Origin of the sequence: Streptomyces mirabilis (genome assembly GCF_039503195.1) — a bacterium.
In the GTDB taxonomy this organism is placed as follows: Bacteria; Actinomycetota; Actinomycetes; order Streptomycetales; family Streptomycetaceae; genus Streptomyces; species Streptomyces mirabilis_D.
Genome location: NZ_JBCJKP010000001.1, coordinates 5,195,351 through 5,211,536, shown reverse-complemented (window position 1 = coordinate 5,211,536; position 16,186 = coordinate 5,195,351). Strand labels below are relative to the sequence as shown.

Genomic DNA, 16,186 nt, shown 5'->3' with positions numbered 1-16,186 from the left:
GTTTTCTCCCTGCAAAACACTAAAAATCGGTCGCCATGAAACCGGCCCGTGGGGGGCGCACCTCCGCTCAGAGCGCGCGCGTCCCCACGGGCCGGGGTATCAACTACTCGCCGGGGTGGGCGAGGGTGATGTCGTGGTCGTCGACGCCACGGCCGGTGACCGTGAGAGCCGTCGCGACCGGGGGGTAACCCGTCGCGATGACGGTGTACTCGCCGCCGTCCAGGTCGGTGAAGGCGTACGCGCCGTCCGTGCCGGTCCTGGCGGTGCCGATCACGTTGCCGGCCGCGTCGACCAGCGTGACCCGGGCGTCGCCCAGGGGGCCGCCGGGGGCCCGTACGACGCCCTGGAGCTGGGCGCCCGCGCTGAGCTCGACCTCGACCCGGGTGACCCCGGCGCCGCCGACCTCGACGGTGAGGGCCTGCGGGCGGTGGCCGGCCGCGTTCACCGCGATGGTCACCGGACCCGGAACCAGTTCGGCGAAGGTGAACTGGCCCTGCTCACCGGTGGTCCCGGTGGCCAGCACGTCACCGCGGACGTCGGTCACGATCACCATGGCGTCCTTGACCGGGGTGCCGGTCCCGGCGGCCCGGACGAGTCCGCTCAGCCCGCTCGTGCCGCTCAGCAGGATGTCGTACGCCACCGGCTCGTCGTTCACGGTGATCGTCGAGGCCTGCGGCTGGAAACCGTCGGCGGAGGCGATCAGGACGTACGAGCCCGTGCCGGGAGCGTCCACCGTGTAGAAGCCGTCGGCCTGCGCGACCGACCGGCCCAGCTGCCGTCCCGCGAGCGAGATCAGCGTGACCGCGGCCTGCGGGACGGGGGCGCTCTCGGCGCCGCGGACGTGACCGCGGACCGCTACGCCGCCGGAGGCGGGCAGCGGTGCGCTCTCCCGTGTCGCGGTGGCGACGGCGGCGAGCCGCTGCGTGCCCTCGGGTCCGGCCGCGAGGCTCGTCTCGGCGACGGCCGCCCAGCTCGGAATCCTCTCGTCGGCGGCGGGTGCCTCGGCGGTGGCCGTAGCCGTCGGCTCGGTGGCCTCCGCCTTCGCCTCCGCGGCCTGGGCCAGCGCGCCCGAGGTCCGCAGCGGGACCTCCTTGATGAACAGGACGATGAGGAAGGCGAGCAGTGCCAGGGCGGAGCCGATCATGAAGACGTCCGCGATGCCGTGACCGTAGGCGCTCTCCAGGACGGTGCGCAGCGGGGCGGGCAGCGCGTCCATGTTCGGGATGGTGCCGGAGCCGGAGCCGGACGCGGCGGCCGCGTACTTGGGGTCGATGCCGGTCAGGCCGTCCTTGACGTAGTCGGTGATCCGGGTGGACATGATCGCGCCGAGCGCGGAGACGCCGATCGCACCGCCGAGGGAGCGGAAGAACGTCACCGTGGAGCTGGCCGAGCCGAGGTCGGACGGGGCCACCTGGTTCTGCGTGGACAGCACCAGGTTCTGCATCGTCATGCCGACGCCGAGACCGAGCAGCGCCATGAAGATCGCGACGTGCCAGTAGGTCGTGTCGTAGCGGATGGTGCCCAGCAGGCCCAGGCCCGCGGTGATCAAGACGGTGCCGCTGACCAGCCAGTACTTCCACCGGCCGGTCTTGGTGATGACCTGGCCGGAGACCGTGGAGGCGATGAACAGGCCGCCGATCATCGGGATGGTCATGACGCCCGACATCGTCGGGGACTTGTCACGGGCCAGCTGGAAGTACTGGCTGAAGAAGACGGTGCCGGTGAACATCGCGACGCCGACGAAGAGCGAGGCGAGGGAGGAAAGGGTGATGGTGCGGTTGCGGAACAGCCGCAGCGGGATGATGGGTTCGCTCGCCTTGGACTCGACGAGCACGAACAGCAGGCCGAGGACGATCGCGCCTCCGACCATCGCGTACGTCTGCCCCGACACCCAGTCGTACTTGTCACCGGCGAAGGTGACCCAGACCAGCAGCAGCGAGACCGCGGCGGAGATGAAGAACGCGCCGCCCCAGTCGACCTTCACGTCCCGCCTCACGGTGGGCAGGTGCAGGGTCTTCTGCAGCACGATCAGCGCGATGATCGCGAACGGCACGCCGACGTAGAAGCACCAGCGCCAGCCGAGCCACGAGGTGTCGGTGATGACACCGCCGAGCAGCGGGCCGCCGACGGTTGCGACAGCGAAGGTCGCGCCGAGGTAGCCGGAGTAACGGCCGCGCTCACGCGGGGAGATCATCGCGGCCATGACGATCTGGGCGAGGGCGGACAGACCGCCGACGCCGACGCCCTGGACCACGCGGCATGCGATGAGCATGCCGGGGTTCTGGGACAGACCGGCGGCGGCCGATCCCAGCACGTATATGACGAGGGCTATCTGTACGAGCGCCTTCTTGCTGTACAGGTCGGAGAGCTTGCCCCACAGAGGCGTGGTCGCGGTCATGGCCAGCAGCGAGGCCGTGACGACCCAGGTGTAGGCGGACTGACCGCCGCCCAGGTCGCCGATGATCTCGGGCAGGGCGTTGGTGACGATCGTCGACGACAGGATCGCGACGAACATACCGAGCAGCAGCCCGGAGAGGGCCTCCATGATCTGACGATGTGTCATCGGAGCGCCGTCGGAGGGTGCACCTCCGTGCTTGGCGTGAGCCCGCACACCGGCTGGTGTGGTCGTTGCCATGGGCTTCCTTCTCTTGCTCTTATGCGGGTGTACGGGTGGTCAGTTCGCTTGCTTCCGGCACGTAGGGCGGCCGGGGTACGGCACGGCAGTCGCCGAAGCTCTCGCGCAGCCGGCCCATCAGGTGGATGAGCAGGCCGACCTCGTGGTCGGACCAGTCGCTCAGCCGGTCGGCGAACAGCCGAGAGGAGCGGCGGGAGAGTTCGGTGAGCTGCTCGCGTCCCGCGTCGGTGAGGCGCAGGATGCGGGAGCGTTTGTCGGCGGGGTCGGGGAGGCGTTCGATCCAGCCCCGGTCGGCGACGTGGGCGACGTGGCGGCTGGTCACGGACATGTCCACGGCGAGCAGCTCGGCGAGCCTGCTCATCCGCATGTCGCCGTGCCGGCCGAGGAGGGTCAGTACGGCGGCGGAGCCCGCGGGGCAGTCGTGCGGCAGGATCCGCCCGAGCTCCCGCTTCACGGCACCGACGGCACTGAGCTGACGAGCCAATTCCTCGTACTGCGCCTGCTCGGCCATCACACCTCCTGTATTCGTTGCTTGGGGCAACCATAAATCCAGTTGGTTGCTGCAGGCAAACGATATCGCTGCCGTTGGACTAAAAAGATGGCAAAGGCAAGTATTGGCGAATGTAAAATCTGCTGGTGGGCGGCGTACGCGGCGATGAAGCCGCTGTGGGCCGACGGAGCGTGACCTCCGCGCGGCGGGGGGCGAGCTCCGGTCACCTGGGGGCTGTGCGTCTGACCCTGCTGGGTCGAGCCCCCGACCCCTGCGGGGCTGAGCTCTGGTCACCTGCGGGGCAGCGTGCCCGACCCCTGCGGGGCCGCCGCCCCAACCGGGTGGGGCCCCCGCGGGGCTGCCCGGTTGGGGCGGGGGCTGTGCATCGGGCTCGTCGTCGGGCCCGTTCTTCTGCGTCCTCGCTTCTGCCGCCTGCGGGCCCCGTGCCTGGTGCGCTCGCAGGGGGCAGGACCCCCGGTGCTCCTGCGGGGCATCGACTTCGGGTGCCCGCTGGGTTCCGTCCCACCCGGGCGGGGGCGGGGGGGCGGGGGTCGGCTCCGTCTGGGGCTGCGCCTTCGCGCTCGTGGGGGCCGCCGTCCTGCTTGGGCGGGCGACGCCGTCCATCCGGAGGTCTCCGGCTGTGGGCCGGTGGGGCTGGGGGTGCGTTCCTCGGGTTCCTGGCGGGGCGCTGCCGGTGGGGCGTGCGTCATTCGGCTCGCCGCCCAGGCCATCCAGAACCGGGGAACGGGAAGGCGAGGGGAACCCGGCGCTTGGGTAGGGGGCATGTATTCGCTAGGGTCCTGGGCCATGGCAAACACCCAGGGCCCCGAGGGCAACTACGACCCCGCGGGTAGCACCCAGATGTTCCGCGCTTTCGTCGACGAGGGCCCCCAGGCCCGGCAGCAGCAGGCGGTCGCCCCGGCGGGCCCCCGCATCGGCCTGATCATCGGCATCGTCGTCGCCGTGGCGGTCGTCGCCGCCGTGGCGTGGCTCGCGCTGGCGTAAGGGCAACAACCCGCCCGCCCCGCCGGCAAAACCGGTGGAGGCGGGTCACTTCCACTGGACGGACACGTCCCGCGTCTCGATGTGCATGCCGAGCGGCACGCGCCAGTCGTCGACGCACACCGTCCAGGTCTTTGTGCTGCCCGCTCCGGCCGCGATCGGCACGGGCAGATCCCGCGTCGAGTCGATCGTCGCCCAGTCGATGCCGAGCGCCCCGATGATGTGCGTCCCCAGGGTCACCGTGCCCGAACGCACGGCGCTGCCACCGGTGTTGCGGAAGGAGACCGTCACTTTCTCGCACCAGCGCTTGTCGGTGCCCTCCCGCGTGGGCTCACTCACGTCGAGAACGGCGGGACCGGGAGGACTGGGGGTACCGGGAGGACTGGTGCCTGCCGTGGAACCCGGGGTCGGCCGAGCCGAGGGCGCCGACGTCGCGCCCGAACCGGCGCCCGTACGGGGCGAGTTGTCGTCACCGGGGTCCGTTGCCGTGCCGGGCGAAGGGGACGGCGGGGGCTGCGGGGCTGAACGGCCCTGCTGAGGGGCACCCTTGGCGGCTTCCGCGAGTGGTGTGGACTCGGGCAGTGGGGTCAGTGAGACGTTCCCGGTCGGGGCCACCACGGGTCCCGAATCGGCCGGCGCCCCCACCGCCACGTATCCGCCACCGCTCCCACCGTCCCCGCACGCGGCCAGTACGGCACCCAGGCAGACAACAGCCGTCGAGGCGCCCACCAGGGCGCCTCGACGGCCATGGAGCCAAGTCGCTCGACGCATCGCGCCAGTGTGGCTGACGATCCGTCAATTATGAAGGGTCGAGCGCGGGAGGTCTCAGTCGGAGATCAGGCCCTCGCGGAGCTGGGCCAGGGTGCGGGTGAGAAGGCGGGAGACGTGCATCTGCGAGATGCCGACCTCCTCGCCGATCTGCGACTGGGTCATGTTGGCGAAGAAGCGCAGCATGATGATCCGGCGCTCGCGGGGCGGGAGTTTGGCGAGCAGCGGCTTCAGCGACTCGCGGTACTCGACGCCCTCCAGAGCCGTGTCCTCGTAGCCGAGGCGGTCCGCGAGGGAGCCCTCGCCACCGTCGTCCTCGGGGGCCGGGGAGTCGAGGGAGGAGGCCGTGTAGGCGTTGCCGACCGCGAGGCCGTCGACGACGTCCTCCTCCGACACGCCCAGGACCGCGGCGAGTTCGGCGACGGTCGGCGACCGGTCGAGCTTCTGGGAGAGCTCGTCGCTGGCCTTGGTGAGGGCCAGGCGCAGCTCCTGGAGGCGCCGCGGGACGCGGACGGACCACGAGGTGTCGCGGAAGAACCGCTTGATCTCGCCCACGACCGTCGGCATCGCGAACGTCGGGAACTCCACGCCGCGTTCGCAGTCGAAGCGGTCGATCGCCTTGATCAGGCCGATGGTGCCGACCTGGACGATGTCCTCCATGGGCTCGTTGCGGGAGCGGAAGCGGGCCGCCGCGTACCGAACGAGCGGGAGGTTGAGTTCGATGAGGGTGTCCCGGACGTAGGCACGCTCGGGGCTGTTCTCGCCGAGTGCGGCGAGCCGCAGGAACAGGGAGCGGGACAGGGTGCGGGTGTCGATGGCTCCCGAGGTCTCGGGGGCCGCCGGGACGGCTTCGAGGGTCGGAGCGGCGTCGGGGGCCGGGAGGGCCGGGACATCGTGAAGCGCGTCGGGCGCGGATTCGCTCTTCGTGAGCGTGAGCACCTTCGAGCTGCCCTGGTCTGCGGACATGCCACCCCCTTTGGGTCGCGGACGGTCACGGCGGACGCTCCCGTCGGAGGAACGCAGCCTCCACCTGAATACCGGAGGCGGGGCTGCGCCAAACGCTCTTCCGGCAGAATGTCACATGTCGGCAACACGCTGTAGTGACATGTCGACATGGAGGGGGTGAATCGGCCCTGGAAAAGGGGGGTCTGGCGGTTTTTCGACGCTGAACTGTCGGAAAAGGAGACGTTGAGCGATTCGCTCTTGCCGGTTACGCCTCGATCCTGTTTGCGGATCGAAGCCGTGCGAAGCTCCGGGCGAGCAGCCTTGACACATGCATCTGGGAGACTCCCAGCTCCGCACTGATCTGTGACTGCGTCAGATTGCTGTAATAGCGAAGGAGAAGGATCCGCTGCTCGCGCTCGGGCAGTTGTACGAGGAGGTGGCGGACGAGGTCGCGGTGTTCGACCCCGTCGAGGGCCGGGTCCTCGTAGCCGAGCCGGTCGAGCAGTCCGGGCAGCCCGTCACCCTCCTGGGCGGCTTCGAGGGAGGTCGCGTGGTACGAGCGTCCGGCCTCGATGCAGGACAGGACCTCCTCCTCGGTGATGCGCAGCCGCTCGGCGATCTCGGCGGTCGAGGGGGAGCGCCCGAAGGCCGTCGTCAGGTCCTCCGTCGCGCTGTTCACCTGCACCCACAGCTCGTGCAGCCGACGGGGTACGTGGACGGTGCGGACGTTGTCGCGGAAGTACCGCTTGATCTCGCCGACGACGGTCGGCATCGCGAAGGTCGGGAACTGCACGCCCCGGTCGGGGTCGAAGCGGTCGATCGCGTTGATCAGGCCGATGGTGCCGACCTGGACCACGTCCTCCATCGGCTCGTTGCGGGAGCGGAAGCGGGCGGCCGCGTACCGCACGAGCGGCAGGTTCGCCTCGATGAGCGCCCCGCGTACGCGGTCGTGCTCCGTGGTGCCCGGCTCCAGCGTCTTGAGCTGGCCGAAGAGCAGCTGGGTGAGGGCCCGGGTGTCGGCGCCGCGGCGTCGCTCAGGGGTGACCTGCTCGGGGGTGACGCGTTCGTGGGCGATGTGCTCCGGGGCGAGGGGTTCCGTGGTGACGCGCTCCGTGGCGACGCGTTTCTGGGCGAGGGGGTCCGTGGTGATGTGTTCCTTGGGGATTTCCTGGGGCGGTGCTTGAGGCGCAGTACTGGCCGGCACGGTCAACTCCACCTCTATGATCCGTCAGATCCATCAACTCATCCGTCAAAAGCGGTCATAGCATCACAAGACATGTGCACTGTGTGCAAGCACCGCATAACCCCGTGTTGAACAGGATTTAGGGAGAGTTGGGGCGTACGAAACGGAAAAGCCCCCCGCCGGTTTCCGGCGAGGGGTCCAGAGCGTGTCGGCTCGGATCGGTTCAGAAGGGATAGTCGGCGATCACCCATGTCGCGAACTCGCGCCACAGCGCGACGCCCGCCTGGTGCGCGGGATGCTCCAAGTACCGCTTCAGGGCGTCGGGGTCGTCGACCGCGGAGTTGATCGCGAAGTCGTACGCGACGGGCCGGTCGGTGATGTTCCAGCCGCACTCCCAGAACCGCAGCTCGGGGATCTGGTCGCCGAGCGGGCGGAAGGCGGCCACGCCCTCGACGACGCGGGGGTCGTCACGCTCGACGCCTTCGTTGAGCTTGAAGAGGACCAGATGGCGGATCACGGGTACTCCCTGGTGGTGCGGGCCGTGCGGGGGCGGCCGATCAGTTCTTGGCCCCGTCGGCGATCCACGTCATGAAGTCGCCGATGGACCGTGCGGCGGACGAAATGCCCTCGAACCCTATCTGGACGTAGTCGGCCGCCTTCGCCGGATCCGTGATGATCACGTAGAGCGCGAAGACCACGAGTATGTAGACGGCGATCTTCTTCGAATTCACCGCCATCGCGGCCTCCCCTGTGACTGCTGCGCCCACTGGGCCCCGTGTGCCGGCGGCGAGTGTAACCTTCACCCCGCTTTTTTTGGACCAACGGCCCGCCGGCCGAGGTCCTTTGCCGTACGCACGAAGGGCCCCGTCTTGCGACGGGGCCCTTCTCAAGCGGTAGCGGAGGGATTTGAACCCTCGGTGACTTGCGCCACACTCGCTTTCGAGGCGAGCTCCTTCGGCCGCTCGGACACGCTACCGAGGGAGACCTTACCCCAAGGTGGGCCGTGGTCTGAAATCCGTTTCCCGCCGCCCCCTGGAGTCAGCGGTCGCGGAAGAAACGCGTGAGCAGACCCGCGCACTCGTCCTCGAGTACGCCCCCGATCACCTCGGGGCGGTGGTTGAGCCGGCGGTCGCGTACGAGGTCCCAGACGGAACCGACCGCGCCCGCCTTCTCGTCGCGGGCGCCGTAGACGACCCGGTCCACCCGGGACTGGACGAGCGCGCCCGCGCACATCGTGCAGGGCTCCAGGGTGACGACGAGCGTGCAGCCGGCCAGCCGCCACTCGCCGAGCCGGTGGGCGGCCCCGCGGATCGCGAGCACCTCGGCGTGCGCCGTCGGATCGCCCGTGGCCTCGCGTTCGTTGTGTCCGGTCGCGAGCACCGTCGTACCGTCCGTGGACAGCACGACGGCGCCGACGGGAACATCCCCGCCCTGGACGGCCCGGTGGGCCTCGTCCAGGGCGAGCCGCATCGCGGCCCGCCAGCGGTCGCGTACCGGATCTGCCGAATCTGCTGGAAAGGTCTCTTTTGTCGGGCTCACCCGGGAAATCTATCGGGCTCGCCAGGGAAACCGCCTCCCCCGGAACCGCGGGGAGCCGGACCCTGCCTTCCGGATCGGGTCCTGGGGCCCGTCCGGCGGATCAGGGCCCTAGCGGACGGTCTCCAGGACCTCTGCCGCTCCCAGGGATTCGGCGATCGTGCTGAGCGCGTCGCCTTCGTCCAGGGCGAGCAGTTCCTTCTCGCTCACACCGAGGTCGGCGAGGATCTCGCGGTCCCCGACGGGGCTGTGCGAGACGATCTCGCCGGAGACGCTCTCCTCCTCCTCGTCGTCCTCGGAGTCGTTTGCGTCGTCGGGTTCACCGTCCTCGGTGCCGTCCAGGTCGAGGGAGTCCAGGTCGGCGTCGTCGTCGCCGGGCTCCCGTCCTAGTAGTTCGTCCGTGAGCAGGATCTCGCCGTACGAGCTGCGGGCTGCGGCTGCGGCGTCCGAGACGTAGATGCGAGGGTCCTCCTCACCGTCCACACGGACGACGCCGAACCACGCGTCCTCCTGCTCGATGAGTACGAGCACCGTGTCCTCCTCCGAGGCTTCACGGGCCAGATCGGTCAGATCCGACAGGGTCTCCACATCGTCGAGCTCTGTGTCGCTCGCTTCCCACCCGTCTTCGGTGCGCGCGAGCAGTGCGGCGAAGTACACCGTGACTCTCCCACTGGTCGTAGGCGTGCCGGTTGGGGGTCCCCCCGGCGGAGGTCGATTGGGCGGGGAGTGCTGCTCCGAGACCCCACCCACTCGGAATCGTGGCAGAAACAGAGCGTTCAGGGGACGTCTTCGGCCTGCTGTGTCTGCCTCTTTTGATCGCTAACAGCGGATCGTACGCGGCCCTCGGCGTCGTGTGTGCATGTCCCCGCCCTCACGGCGTGGGCCGGACACCAAGGAGCTACCGAAGGACTACCAAAGGACTACCAACGGAGCCACCGGCGGAGCTACCAACGGAAGGTGCGCATGCGCATGGCGTGACGGAGGCGGGCGACCTTGGCGCGGCGGGGCTGCACGCGGTCGCGCAGCTCGCGCGCCTCGGTCAGGTCCCGGAGGAACTGGGCGCGGCGCCGTCGGCGCTCGGCGTCCGTCTCCGGCTGCCCGGTCCGTTCGGACTGTTCGCCCCGTTCGGGCTGTTCGACGCGGCGAAGTCGTCCGGTCCGTTCGGCCTCATCGGTCCGTTCGGCCGCATCGGCTCGTCCGAGTCGGTCCAACTGCTCCGGGGACTCCTTTTCCCGGTCCGGCATAGGCACACCACCCCAGGTACGTCCCTACCGCCTTCCCTCTGACGGGCGGTTTGATGCCAGCGCGAGGGACACGGGGGCACGGCTACTGTTATGGGCATGCGTCTCCACGTCGTCGACCACCCCCTGGTCGCCCATAAGCTCACCACCCTGCGCGACCGGCGCACCGACTCCGCGACCTTCCGGCGGCTCGCCGACGAGCTGGTCACCCTGCTCGCCTACGAGGCCACCCGCGACGTGCGCACCGAGCAGGTCGACATCGTGACCCCGGTCGCCCCCACCACGGGCGTCAAGCTGTCCTACCCGCGCCCGCTGGTCGTGCCGATCCTGCGTGCGGGTCTCGGCATGCTCGACGGCATGGTGCGGCTGCTGCCGACCGCCGAGGTGGGCTTCCTGGGCATGGTGCGCGACGAGGAGACGCTCCAGGCGTCCACGTACGCGACCCGGATGCCGGACGACCTCTCCGGGCGCCAGGTGTACGTCCTCGACCCGATGCTGGCCACCGGCGGCACCCTCGTCGCGGCGATCCAGGAGCTGATCAAGCGCGGCGCCGACGACGTCACCGCCGTCGTGCTGCTCGCCGCCCCGGAGGGCGTCGAGGTCATGGAGCGCGAGCTCGCGGGCACGCCGGTGACGGTCGTGACCGCGTCGGTCGACGAACGACTCAACGAGCACGGTTACATCGTGCCGGGGCTGGGCGACGCGGGGGACCGGATGTACGGGGCGGCCGAGTAGGTCCCCGCACCCGCGCGGGACTTGCCACTGTCCTACGGGACCCGCGGTCGCCCCTCGGAGCCCTCAGCGGCCTTGCCGGGGCCATCCAGGGGTCCAGGGCCCAGTGGCCGGTTCCGAACGATCAGCGGTCTCACGAAGGCTGTCTGCGGTCCCTACGGGGCTGCCGGCAGCCTTCGCCGTTCAGCAGCTCTTCGCAGAGGCGGACGCGGCCGGCCGGGGCCCGGACAGGGTGGCCAGGGCCTTGTCGGCGTCCTCCTTCTTCGTGAGGCTCTTGAAGGCGGTGCCGATGATCAGGTCGACCCGGTCGGCCTGGGCGCGGCCGTCCGTCTTCACCTCGGCGCCGGACAACTGCGTGCCCAGCACCGGCAGCGCGGCCTGGGCGGCCCCCTTGGCGCCGAGCAGTATCCCGGCGCCGTTGACCTTCTTGTCGTACGTGGCCGTCGCGTTGCCCACGTCGCCGATGCGGAACCCGCGCTTCTTCAGCTCGTCCGCCGTCTGCTTGGCGAGCCCGCTGCGCGGCGTGGCGTTGAGGACGTTGACGGTGATCTGCCCGGGCCTGGGCAGCGTCCCGGCGGCGGTGGACGTCGTGGATGTCGTCGACGCCGTGGTCGCCTCGGCCGACGGGCCGGCCGTGGACGTGCAGTCGCCCTTCGTGCCGGCCGCCGTGGCCTTGTCGCCCTTGCCCGTGAAGACATCGATGAGCTGCAGGGTTCCCCACCCGACCAGCCCTAGCGCGGTGACGGAGGCGACGACCAGGAACACGAGCCTGCGACGCCCCCGGGGTCGGCGCATCCGTGGGTATTTGTCCCCCGTGATCCGGTACTGGCCGCCCATGCCAGGGGGAGTGAGCATGCTCATGGGCGCAGCGTAGTGCGCCGCGGCGGTGATTCCTACTAAATGATCATCGGTCGAGGGTCAGTCCAACCCAAAAGGGTCAACGAGCGGGGATCTTGGGCCTCGAGGAGGCTCTCGCGTCCCAGGCGCCCGGTCCCGGCCGAGTTCGTCCCGGTCGGGTCGGCCGATTCAGTCGAGTTCGAGCACACGTGCGTGGAGCACCTGGCGCTGTTGCAGCGCGGCGCGTACGGCGCGGTGCAGGCCGTCCTCGAGGTACAGGTCGCCCTGCCACTTCACTACGTGCGCGAACAGGTCGCCGTAGAACGTGGAGTCCTCGGCGAGGAGGGTCTCCAGGTCCAGCTGGCCCTTGGTCGTCACGAGCTGATCGAGGCGGACCGGGCGCGGCGCGACGTCCGCCCACTGCCGGGTGCTTTCCCGGCCGTGGTCGGGGTACGGCCGTCCGTTTCCGATGCGCTTGAAGATCACACGGAAAGCCTACCGGCCCAGACCTTCCGGGCGCAGCCATGGCGACGTAGTGCGACGCTGGAAAAGACGTCGTAAATCAGTGCAAACCGGGAACAGGGGCCTGATGTGAGCGACAGCGAAGCACCTCCCGCGGTGGCACCCGAAGGTGTGAGCGGCGCCCCCGGGCTCTCCCAGGAGGCCCTGGAGATCGCCTCCGGTTACGCGTTCGCCGGACCCGCGCTCGACCTGGGCGCTCTGATCTGGGACGGGCGGTGTCTGCCGGACGCCCGGATCCGCATCCCGCTGCCCGTGCTCAACCGGCACGGGCTGGTCGCCGGAGCCACCGGCACCGGCAAGACCAAGACGCTGCAGCTGATCGCCGAACAGCTGTCCGTGCAGGGCGTGCCGGTGTTCCTCGCCGACATCAAGGGTGATGTCTCCGGGATCTCGGCGCCGGGCGTGTCGAACGACAAGGTGCTGGCGCGTGCGCAGGAGGTCCACCAGGAGTGGACGCCGACCGCCTGCCCGGCCGAGTTCTACGCGCTCGGCGGCATGGGCACGGGCATCCCCGTACGGGCGACGGTCACCAGCTTCGGCCCGGTGCTGCTCTCCAAGGTGCTCCAGCTGAACCAGACCCAGGAGCAGTCGCTCGGCCTGATCTTCCACTACGCCGACCAGAAGGGTCTGGAACTGTTCGACCTCAAGGACCTGCGGGCCGTCGTCACCTTCCTGACCTCGGACGAGGGCAAGGCGGAGCTGAAGGGCATCGGCGGGCTGTCGCCCGCGACGGCGGGGGTGATCCTGCGCTCGCTGACCGCCTTCGAGGCACAGGGCATGAGCCCGTTCTTCGGGGAGCCGGAGTTCGACACGAGCGAGCTGTTGCGGACGGCGTCGGACGGGCGCGGGACGGTGTCCGTCCTCGAACTCCCCGAGGTCCAGGACAAACCGCAGCTCTTTTCGACCCTCCTGATGTGGATGCTCGCCGATCTCTTCCACGACCTGCCGGAGGTCGGTGACCTCGACAAGCCGAAACTGGTCTTCTTCTTCGACGAGGCGCACCTGCTCTTCACCGGCGCGTCGAAGGCCTTCCTGGAGTCGATCACCCAGACCGTGCGGCTCATTCGTTCGAAGGGGGTCGGCGTCTTCTTCGTGACGCAGACCCCGAAGGACGTGCCGTCCGACGTCCTCGCCCAGCTCGGCAACCGCGTCCAGCACGCGTTGCGCGCCTTCACCCCGGACGACCAGAAGGCGCTGAAGGCCACGGTGAAGACCTTCCCCAACTCCGCGTACGACCTGGAGGAGGTTCTCACCGGCATGGGCACCGGCGAGGCCGTGGTGACCGTGCTGAGCGAGAAGGGCGCGCCGACGCCGGTCGCGGCGACCCGGCTGCGGGCCCCGCAGTCCCTGATGGGCCCTGTCGATCCGGCCGCGCTGGACCGGGCGGTGCAGGCGTCCCCGCTGTACGGGCGATACGCGCAGGCGGTCGACCGTGAGTCCGCGTACGAGAAGCTCGCGGCGCGGGACGCGGCCGCCGCGCGGGCCGCCGCCCAGGCGGCTGCGGAGGCCGGGCGGGCGCCCGCGAAGGGCGGAGGCCGGGCGAAGGAGGAACCCTCGGTCGTCGAACAGGTCGTCGGCAGCGGGATCTTCAAGTCGCTGGCACGGTCGATGGGCACGCAGATCGGCAGGGAGATCACCCGCTCCCTCTTCGGGACGGCTCGGCGCAGGCGGTAGCCGGTGGTCGGTGGTCGGTGTTTGGTGGTTGTCAGTTGTCAGTTGTCAGGCGGTGAGGCGACCGCCCCGCCCACGGGCGGGACGGTCGCCTCACTGTTGTTCCTAGCTGTTTCCGTGCTCCTTGGCCGGAGGCGCCTGCACCTGCCGGGCGTCCGGTGCGGGCCTGGGCTCGGGCTGCGGCTTGGGCGTGTTGCGGACGGCTTCCGCGCGCAGGAGGGCGCGCAGGACCGCGTACGGGTCGGTGGGCATGGCTGTGTCCTTGCGTTCGCTTGGTTCACTGACTGGCTGGCGGGGACGGTCCGGAGGCCGGGCCGGGCCTGTCAGCAGCGCAGGACCACGGAGCGCAGGGCGTGCAGCGTGCGGGAGTGCGACGGCGGTACGTGACGGGGGTGGGGCGCCGGCTCCGGGCAGTCGGGAGCGGTCGGCGCGGGGCGCAGCGGGGCGAGGGGGCGGTGGTCCTGCCGGGCGGGCGGGCGAAGGGCCGTGTCGAGTACGTCGTGTTCGGCGCCGCAGCCCGTTTCGGCGGAGGCCACGACGGGGTTCGGGGCGAGGGCGTCGACGTGGGCGCCCGCCGCGAGGATCGTGACGACGAGGAGCGTCAGAACCCGCATCCACGCGTGCCGGTGCGACGGGCGCGGCCGACGGTGCGGAGAGGAGCTCATAGGAGGTCGTGTCCCCATCCGGAGTGGGTGGTTCATCGTGTCGGCGGCGAGATCCGCCCTCATGGGTTACGGGGCAGGCGCGGAGTTGACGTACGGCGTGGACTCGTCGTGGGGTCGGGCGTGCGGTCAGACGACGGCCGGGATGTGCTTGGCGCGGCCGCGGATCACGAACGCCGTGACGATTTCCGTGACGCCGACCGCGAGGAGCCAGCAGCCGCCGACGAGGGTGAGGACGGCGATCGAGGTGAACGGGGACACGATGAGGACGATCCCCGCGAGGGAGCTGACGATCCCGAGGAAGATCTGCCAGCCGCGGGCCGGCACGGTCGGGTCGGACGCGGCGGCCAGGGTCTGGGTGATGCCCCGGAACAGCCAGCCGATGCCGATCCACAGGGCGAGCAGGAGGGTCGACTGCATCGGGCCGCGGAAGCAGAACAGGCCGAGCAGGATCGAGAGGGCGCCGCTGATGAAGGCCATGACGCGCAGCGAGGTCGCGAGGTGGGTGCCGAACGCGGCGACGAGCTGGAGTACGCCGCTGAAGAGCAGGTAGAGGCCGAAGAGCACGCCTGCGGCCAGCAGGGAGGCGCCCGGCCAGACCAGCACCAGCACGCCGAGGACGAAGGCCGCGATGCCGGCGAGCAGGACGGCCTGCCAGGCGCTGCGGGCGATGAAGTGCAGGGGGCCTTCGGGGGTGACGCGTGGTTCGCGGTCGTGGACGTGACGTTCGTGGACGTGACGGTCGTCGTACTGCGGGCCTTGGTGGGGGGCGTTCGGTACCTCGCTCATGGTTCATGTTTTGGCCGCGTGGGGCCGCTCTGCCACCGCAGTGAGCCATCCGACGGACCCTCGCCCCCGGACCCCCGGGGGCTGGTCACGCAGTTCACCGCGCCCCTTGGGAGCGCTGCGGCGGGGCGAGATACGTGGAGGGCTACTTGCCGGAGGCCTTCGCCTGGGCCTTCATTTCCTGTTTGTGGGCGCGGACCTTCGCCAGGGACTCCGGCCCGGTGATGTCGGCGACGGAGCGGAAGGAGTCCGGCTCGCCGTACGCCCCCGCCGCCTCGCGCCAGCCCTTGGGCCGCACACCGAACTGCTTGCCGAGCAGGGCCAGGAAGATCTGGGCCTTCTGGGCGCCGAACCCGGGCAGTTCCTCGAGCCGCCGCAGAAGCTCCTCGCCGCTCTTGACGCCCTCCCAGACCTTGGCCGCGTCCCCGTCGTAGTGCTCCACGAGGTACTGGCACAGCTGCTGGATCCGCTTGGCCATGGACCCGGGATAGCGATGCACGGCCGGCTTCGCCGTGAGCAGCGCGGCGAACTTCTCCGGGTCGTACGCGGCGATCTCGTGCGCGTCCAACTCGTCCGCCCCCATGCGCGAGGCGATCGTGCGCGGCCCCTTGAACGCCCACTCCATCGGCACCTGCTGGTCCAGCAGCATCCCGGTCAGGGCGGCGAGGGGACTGCGGCTGAGCAACGCGTCCGCTTCGGGATCCTGGGCGATGTGAAGGCTGACGTCCATGCCTCGATGATCCCGCGTGAGGGTGCGGAACGCCTCTCAGGCCGCCGTGCGCCAGTAGCCCATCGCGTTCACCCGCTGCCTCGGGACGGAGAGTTCCTTGCGGACGTACGTCGTGAGGCGCGGGTCGTGGTGGTGTCGCAGGTGATCCAGACGTAGGGGGCGGCCGGGCCGGTCGTCGGCGCTGCTGACCGCGTTCACCATGTACGTGCTGGTCGGCCTCGACCGGCAGCGGGTCGTGGTCGAACCCGACGCGCGCAACGAGAAGGCGATCGCGCGGCTGGTCCGGCAGGGCTTCGTGCCCGGCCCGGAGATCGTGCTTCCCGAAATCGACCTTCCCGGGGTCTACTTGCCCGAGAAGCGGGCCCGGCTGGCCCTTCTGACGCCGGAGGCGGCCCTCCCAGGGGATTCCTCGCCGGGTTCCTCGGTGAGTTGATCGGTGGGTTCCT

The 16,186-nt window shown here is 70.1% G+C and carries 19 protein-coding genes, 1 tRNA gene and 2 pseudogenes; 4 read left to right on the top strand and 18 right to left on the bottom strand.

All coding sequences use genetic code 11. The annotated features are described in order from the left end of the window. Positions 1-103: 103 nt before the first annotated feature. The gene (locus tag AAFF41_RS24095) at positions 104-2,563 is read right to left on the bottom strand and encodes an MFS transporter (RefSeq protein ID WP_487007381.1); all 2,460 of its coding nucleotides are present in this window, start codon (positions 2,561-2,563) and stop codon (positions 104-106) included. A 91-nt stretch (positions 2,564-2,654) separates the two neighbouring features. Beyond that, positions 2,655-3,146, bottom strand: a complete 492-nt coding sequence (locus AAFF41_RS24090) for a MarR family winged helix-turn-helix transcriptional regulator (RefSeq protein WP_319751277.1) — start codon at positions 3,144-3,146, stop codon at positions 2,655-2,657. A 786-nt stretch (positions 3,147-3,932) separates the two neighbouring features. On the opposite strand from AAFF41_RS24090, the gene AAFF41_RS24085 reads away from it, so the two are divergent. Then, positions 3,933-4,130, top strand: a complete 198-nt coding sequence (locus AAFF41_RS24085; RefSeq protein ID WP_319751278.1) for a hypothetical protein — start codon at positions 3,933-3,935, stop codon at positions 4,128-4,130. A gap of 45 nt (positions 4,131-4,175) precedes the next feature. Here AAFF41_RS24085 and AAFF41_RS51645 read toward each other — a convergent pair whose 3' ends face one another. The 9 genes from AAFF41_RS51645 to AAFF41_RS24040 all read right to left on the bottom strand — a co-directional run bounded on the left by AAFF41_RS51645 (position 4,176) and on the right by AAFF41_RS24040 (position 9,803). Continuing rightward, a complete protein-coding gene (locus tag AAFF41_RS51645; protein WP_425526152.1) occupies positions 4,176-4,898 on the bottom strand; it encodes a hypothetical protein in 723 nt (240 codons plus the stop codon). 54 nt (positions 4,899-4,952) lie between these two features. Continuing rightward, a complete protein-coding gene (locus tag AAFF41_RS24075) occupies positions 4,953-5,861 on the bottom strand; it encodes an RNA polymerase sigma factor SigF (protein ID WP_319751280.1) in 909 nt (302 codons plus the stop codon). 244 nt (positions 5,862-6,105) lie between these two features. Next, entirely contained in the window at positions 6,106-7,050 is a 945-nt protein-coding gene (locus tag AAFF41_RS24070) for an RNA polymerase sigma factor SigF (protein WP_319751333.1), read from the bottom strand. 196 nt (positions 7,051-7,246) lie between these two features. Beyond that, the gene (locus AAFF41_RS24065) at positions 7,247-7,540 is read right to left on the bottom strand and encodes a Dabb family protein (RefSeq protein ID WP_060899671.1); all 294 of its coding nucleotides are present in this window, start codon (positions 7,538-7,540) and stop codon (positions 7,247-7,249) included. A 40-nt stretch (positions 7,541-7,580) separates the two neighbouring features. Then, positions 7,581-7,760: a hypothetical protein gene (locus AAFF41_RS24060; RefSeq protein WP_319751281.1), complete on the bottom strand. Its 180-nt coding sequence runs from the start codon at positions 7,758-7,760 to the stop codon at positions 7,581-7,583. 154 nt (positions 7,761-7,914) lie between these two features. After that, positions 7,915-7,999 (bottom strand) — tRNA-Ser (locus AAFF41_RS24055). 62 nt (positions 8,000-8,061) lie between these two features. Further along, positions 8,062-8,493, bottom strand: coding sequence for a tRNA adenosine(34) deaminase TadA (gene tadA, locus AAFF41_RS24050; RefSeq protein WP_054235065.1), 432 nt, complete (start codon positions 8,491-8,493; stop codon positions 8,062-8,064). Positions 8,494-8,670: 177 nt separating this feature from the next. Further along, positions 8,671-9,216 carry a tRNA adenosine deaminase-associated protein gene (locus AAFF41_RS24045; RefSeq protein WP_319751282.1) on the bottom strand — a complete coding sequence of 182 codons (546 nt, stop codon included), beginning with the start codon at positions 9,214-9,216 and terminating at the stop codon, positions 8,671-8,673. 287 nt (positions 9,217-9,503) lie between these two features. Next, complete coding sequence (locus tag AAFF41_RS24040; protein WP_319751283.1) at positions 9,504-9,803, bottom strand: hypothetical protein; 300 nt, start codon at positions 9,801-9,803, stop codon at positions 9,504-9,506. A 96-nt stretch (positions 9,804-9,899) separates the two neighbouring features. Here AAFF41_RS24040 and upp point away from each other — a divergent pair, with 96 nt between their 5' ends. Continuing rightward, positions 9,900-10,535 (top strand): uracil phosphoribosyltransferase, encoded by a 636-nt coding sequence (gene upp, locus AAFF41_RS24035; RefSeq protein ID WP_054235115.1) that lies wholly within the window; start codon positions 9,900-9,902, stop codon positions 10,533-10,535. A 180-nt stretch (positions 10,536-10,715) separates the two neighbouring features. Here upp and AAFF41_RS24030 read toward each other — a convergent pair whose 3' ends face one another. Together AAFF41_RS24030 and AAFF41_RS24025 are read right to left on the bottom strand one after the other, a co-directional pair. Beyond that, positions 10,716-11,369 (bottom strand): LytR C-terminal domain-containing protein, encoded by a 654-nt coding sequence (locus AAFF41_RS24030; RefSeq protein WP_319751334.1) that lies wholly within the window; start codon positions 11,367-11,369, stop codon positions 10,716-10,718. Between the two features lie 189 nt (positions 11,370-11,558). After that, a complete protein-coding gene (locus tag AAFF41_RS24025; protein WP_003999914.1) occupies positions 11,559-11,855 on the bottom strand; it encodes a type II toxin-antitoxin system VapB family antitoxin in 297 nt (98 codons plus the stop codon). Between the two features lie 105 nt (positions 11,856-11,960). Between AAFF41_RS24025 and AAFF41_RS24020 the strand changes: the two genes are divergently transcribed. Next, positions 11,961-13,565, top strand: coding sequence for a helicase HerA-like domain-containing protein (locus tag AAFF41_RS24020; protein ID WP_425526151.1), 1,605 nt, complete (start codon positions 11,961-11,963; stop codon positions 13,563-13,565). 102 nt (positions 13,566-13,667) lie between these two features. Here the strand turns inward: AAFF41_RS24020 and AAFF41_RS24015 are convergent, their stop codons facing one another. The 5 genes and pseudogenes from AAFF41_RS24015 to AAFF41_RS23995 form a co-directional block, all read right to left on the bottom strand. Then, positions 13,668-13,814, bottom strand: a complete 147-nt coding sequence (locus tag AAFF41_RS24015; protein WP_159055361.1) for a hypothetical protein — start codon at positions 13,812-13,814, stop codon at positions 13,668-13,670. A 71-nt stretch (positions 13,815-13,885) separates the two neighbouring features. After that, positions 13,886-14,176, bottom strand: coding sequence for a hypothetical protein (locus AAFF41_RS24010; RefSeq protein WP_319751284.1), 291 nt, complete (start codon positions 14,174-14,176; stop codon positions 13,886-13,888). A 177-nt stretch (positions 14,177-14,353) separates the two neighbouring features. Further along, positions 14,354-15,013, bottom strand: a complete 660-nt coding sequence (locus AAFF41_RS24005) for an HdeD family acid-resistance protein (RefSeq protein ID WP_319751285.1) — start codon at positions 15,011-15,013, stop codon at positions 14,354-14,356. A gap of 142 nt (positions 15,014-15,155) precedes the next feature. Beyond that, on the bottom strand, positions 15,156-15,740 hold the full coding sequence (locus AAFF41_RS24000) for an HhH-GPD-type base excision DNA repair protein (RefSeq protein ID WP_319751286.1): 585 nt from the start codon (positions 15,738-15,740) through the stop codon (positions 15,156-15,158). Between the two features lie 36 nt (positions 15,741-15,776). After that, a pseudogene (locus AAFF41_RS23995) lies at positions 15,777-15,898 on the bottom strand (SIP domain-containing protein); the annotation flags it as partial. On the opposite strand from AAFF41_RS23995, the pseudogene AAFF41_RS23990 reads away from it, so the two are divergent. Continuing rightward, positions 15,898-16,173 (top strand): annotated as a pseudogene (locus tag AAFF41_RS23990) (GNAT family N-acetyltransferase); the annotation flags it as partial. The pseudogenes AAFF41_RS23995 and AAFF41_RS23990 sit on opposite strands and share 1 nt — an antisense overlap. Between the last annotated feature and the right edge of the window lie 13 nt (positions 16,174-16,186).

Coding starts and splice junctions, on each gene's coding strand:
- AAFF41_RS24095 (WP_487007381.1), bottom strand. CDS start 2,563: ATGACACATCGTCAGATCATGGAGGCCCTCTCCGGGCTGCTGCTCGGT.
- AAFF41_RS24090 (WP_319751277.1), bottom strand. CDS start 3,146: ATGGCCGAGCAGGCGCAGTACGAGGAATTGGCTCGTCAGCTCAGTGCC.
- AAFF41_RS24085 (WP_319751278.1), top strand. CDS start 3,933: ATGGCAAACACCCAGGGCCCCGAGGGCAACTACGACCCCGCGGGTAGC.
- AAFF41_RS51645 (WP_425526152.1), bottom strand. CDS start 4,898: ATGCGTCGAGCGACTTGGCTCCATGGCCGTCGAGGCGCCCTGGTGGGC.
- AAFF41_RS24075 (WP_319751280.1), bottom strand. CDS start 5,861: ATGTCCGCAGACCAGGGCAGCTCGAAGGTGCTCACGCTCACGAAGAGC.
- AAFF41_RS24060 (WP_319751281.1), bottom strand. CDS start 7,760: ATGGCGGTGAATTCGAAGAAGATCGCCGTCTACATACTCGTGGTCTTC.
- tadA (WP_054235065.1), bottom strand. CDS start 8,493: ATGCGGCTCGCCCTGGACGAGGCCCACCGGGCCGTCCAGGGCGGGGAT.
- AAFF41_RS24040 (WP_319751283.1), bottom strand. CDS start 9,803: ATGCCGGACCGGGAAAAGGAGTCCCCGGAGCAGTTGGACCGACTCGGA.
- upp (WP_054235115.1), top strand. CDS start 9,900: ATGCGTCTCCACGTCGTCGACCACCCCCTGGTCGCCCATAAGCTCACC.
- AAFF41_RS24030 (WP_319751334.1), bottom strand. CDS start 11,369: ATGGGCGGCCAGTACCGGATCACGGGGGACAAATACCCACGGATGCGC.
- AAFF41_RS24015 (WP_159055361.1), bottom strand. CDS start 13,814: ATGCCCACCGACCCGTACGCGGTCCTGCGCGCCCTCCTGCGCGCGGAA.
- AAFF41_RS24010 (WP_319751284.1), bottom strand. CDS start 14,176: ATGCGGGTTCTGACGCTCCTCGTCGTCACGATCCTCGCGGCGGGCGCC.
- AAFF41_RS24005 (WP_319751285.1), bottom strand. CDS start 15,013: ATGAGCGAGGTACCGAACGCCCCCCACCAAGGCCCGCAGTACGACGAC.
- AAFF41_RS24000 (WP_319751286.1), bottom strand. CDS start 15,740: ATGGACGTCAGCCTTCACATCGCCCAGGATCCCGAAGCGGACGCGTTG.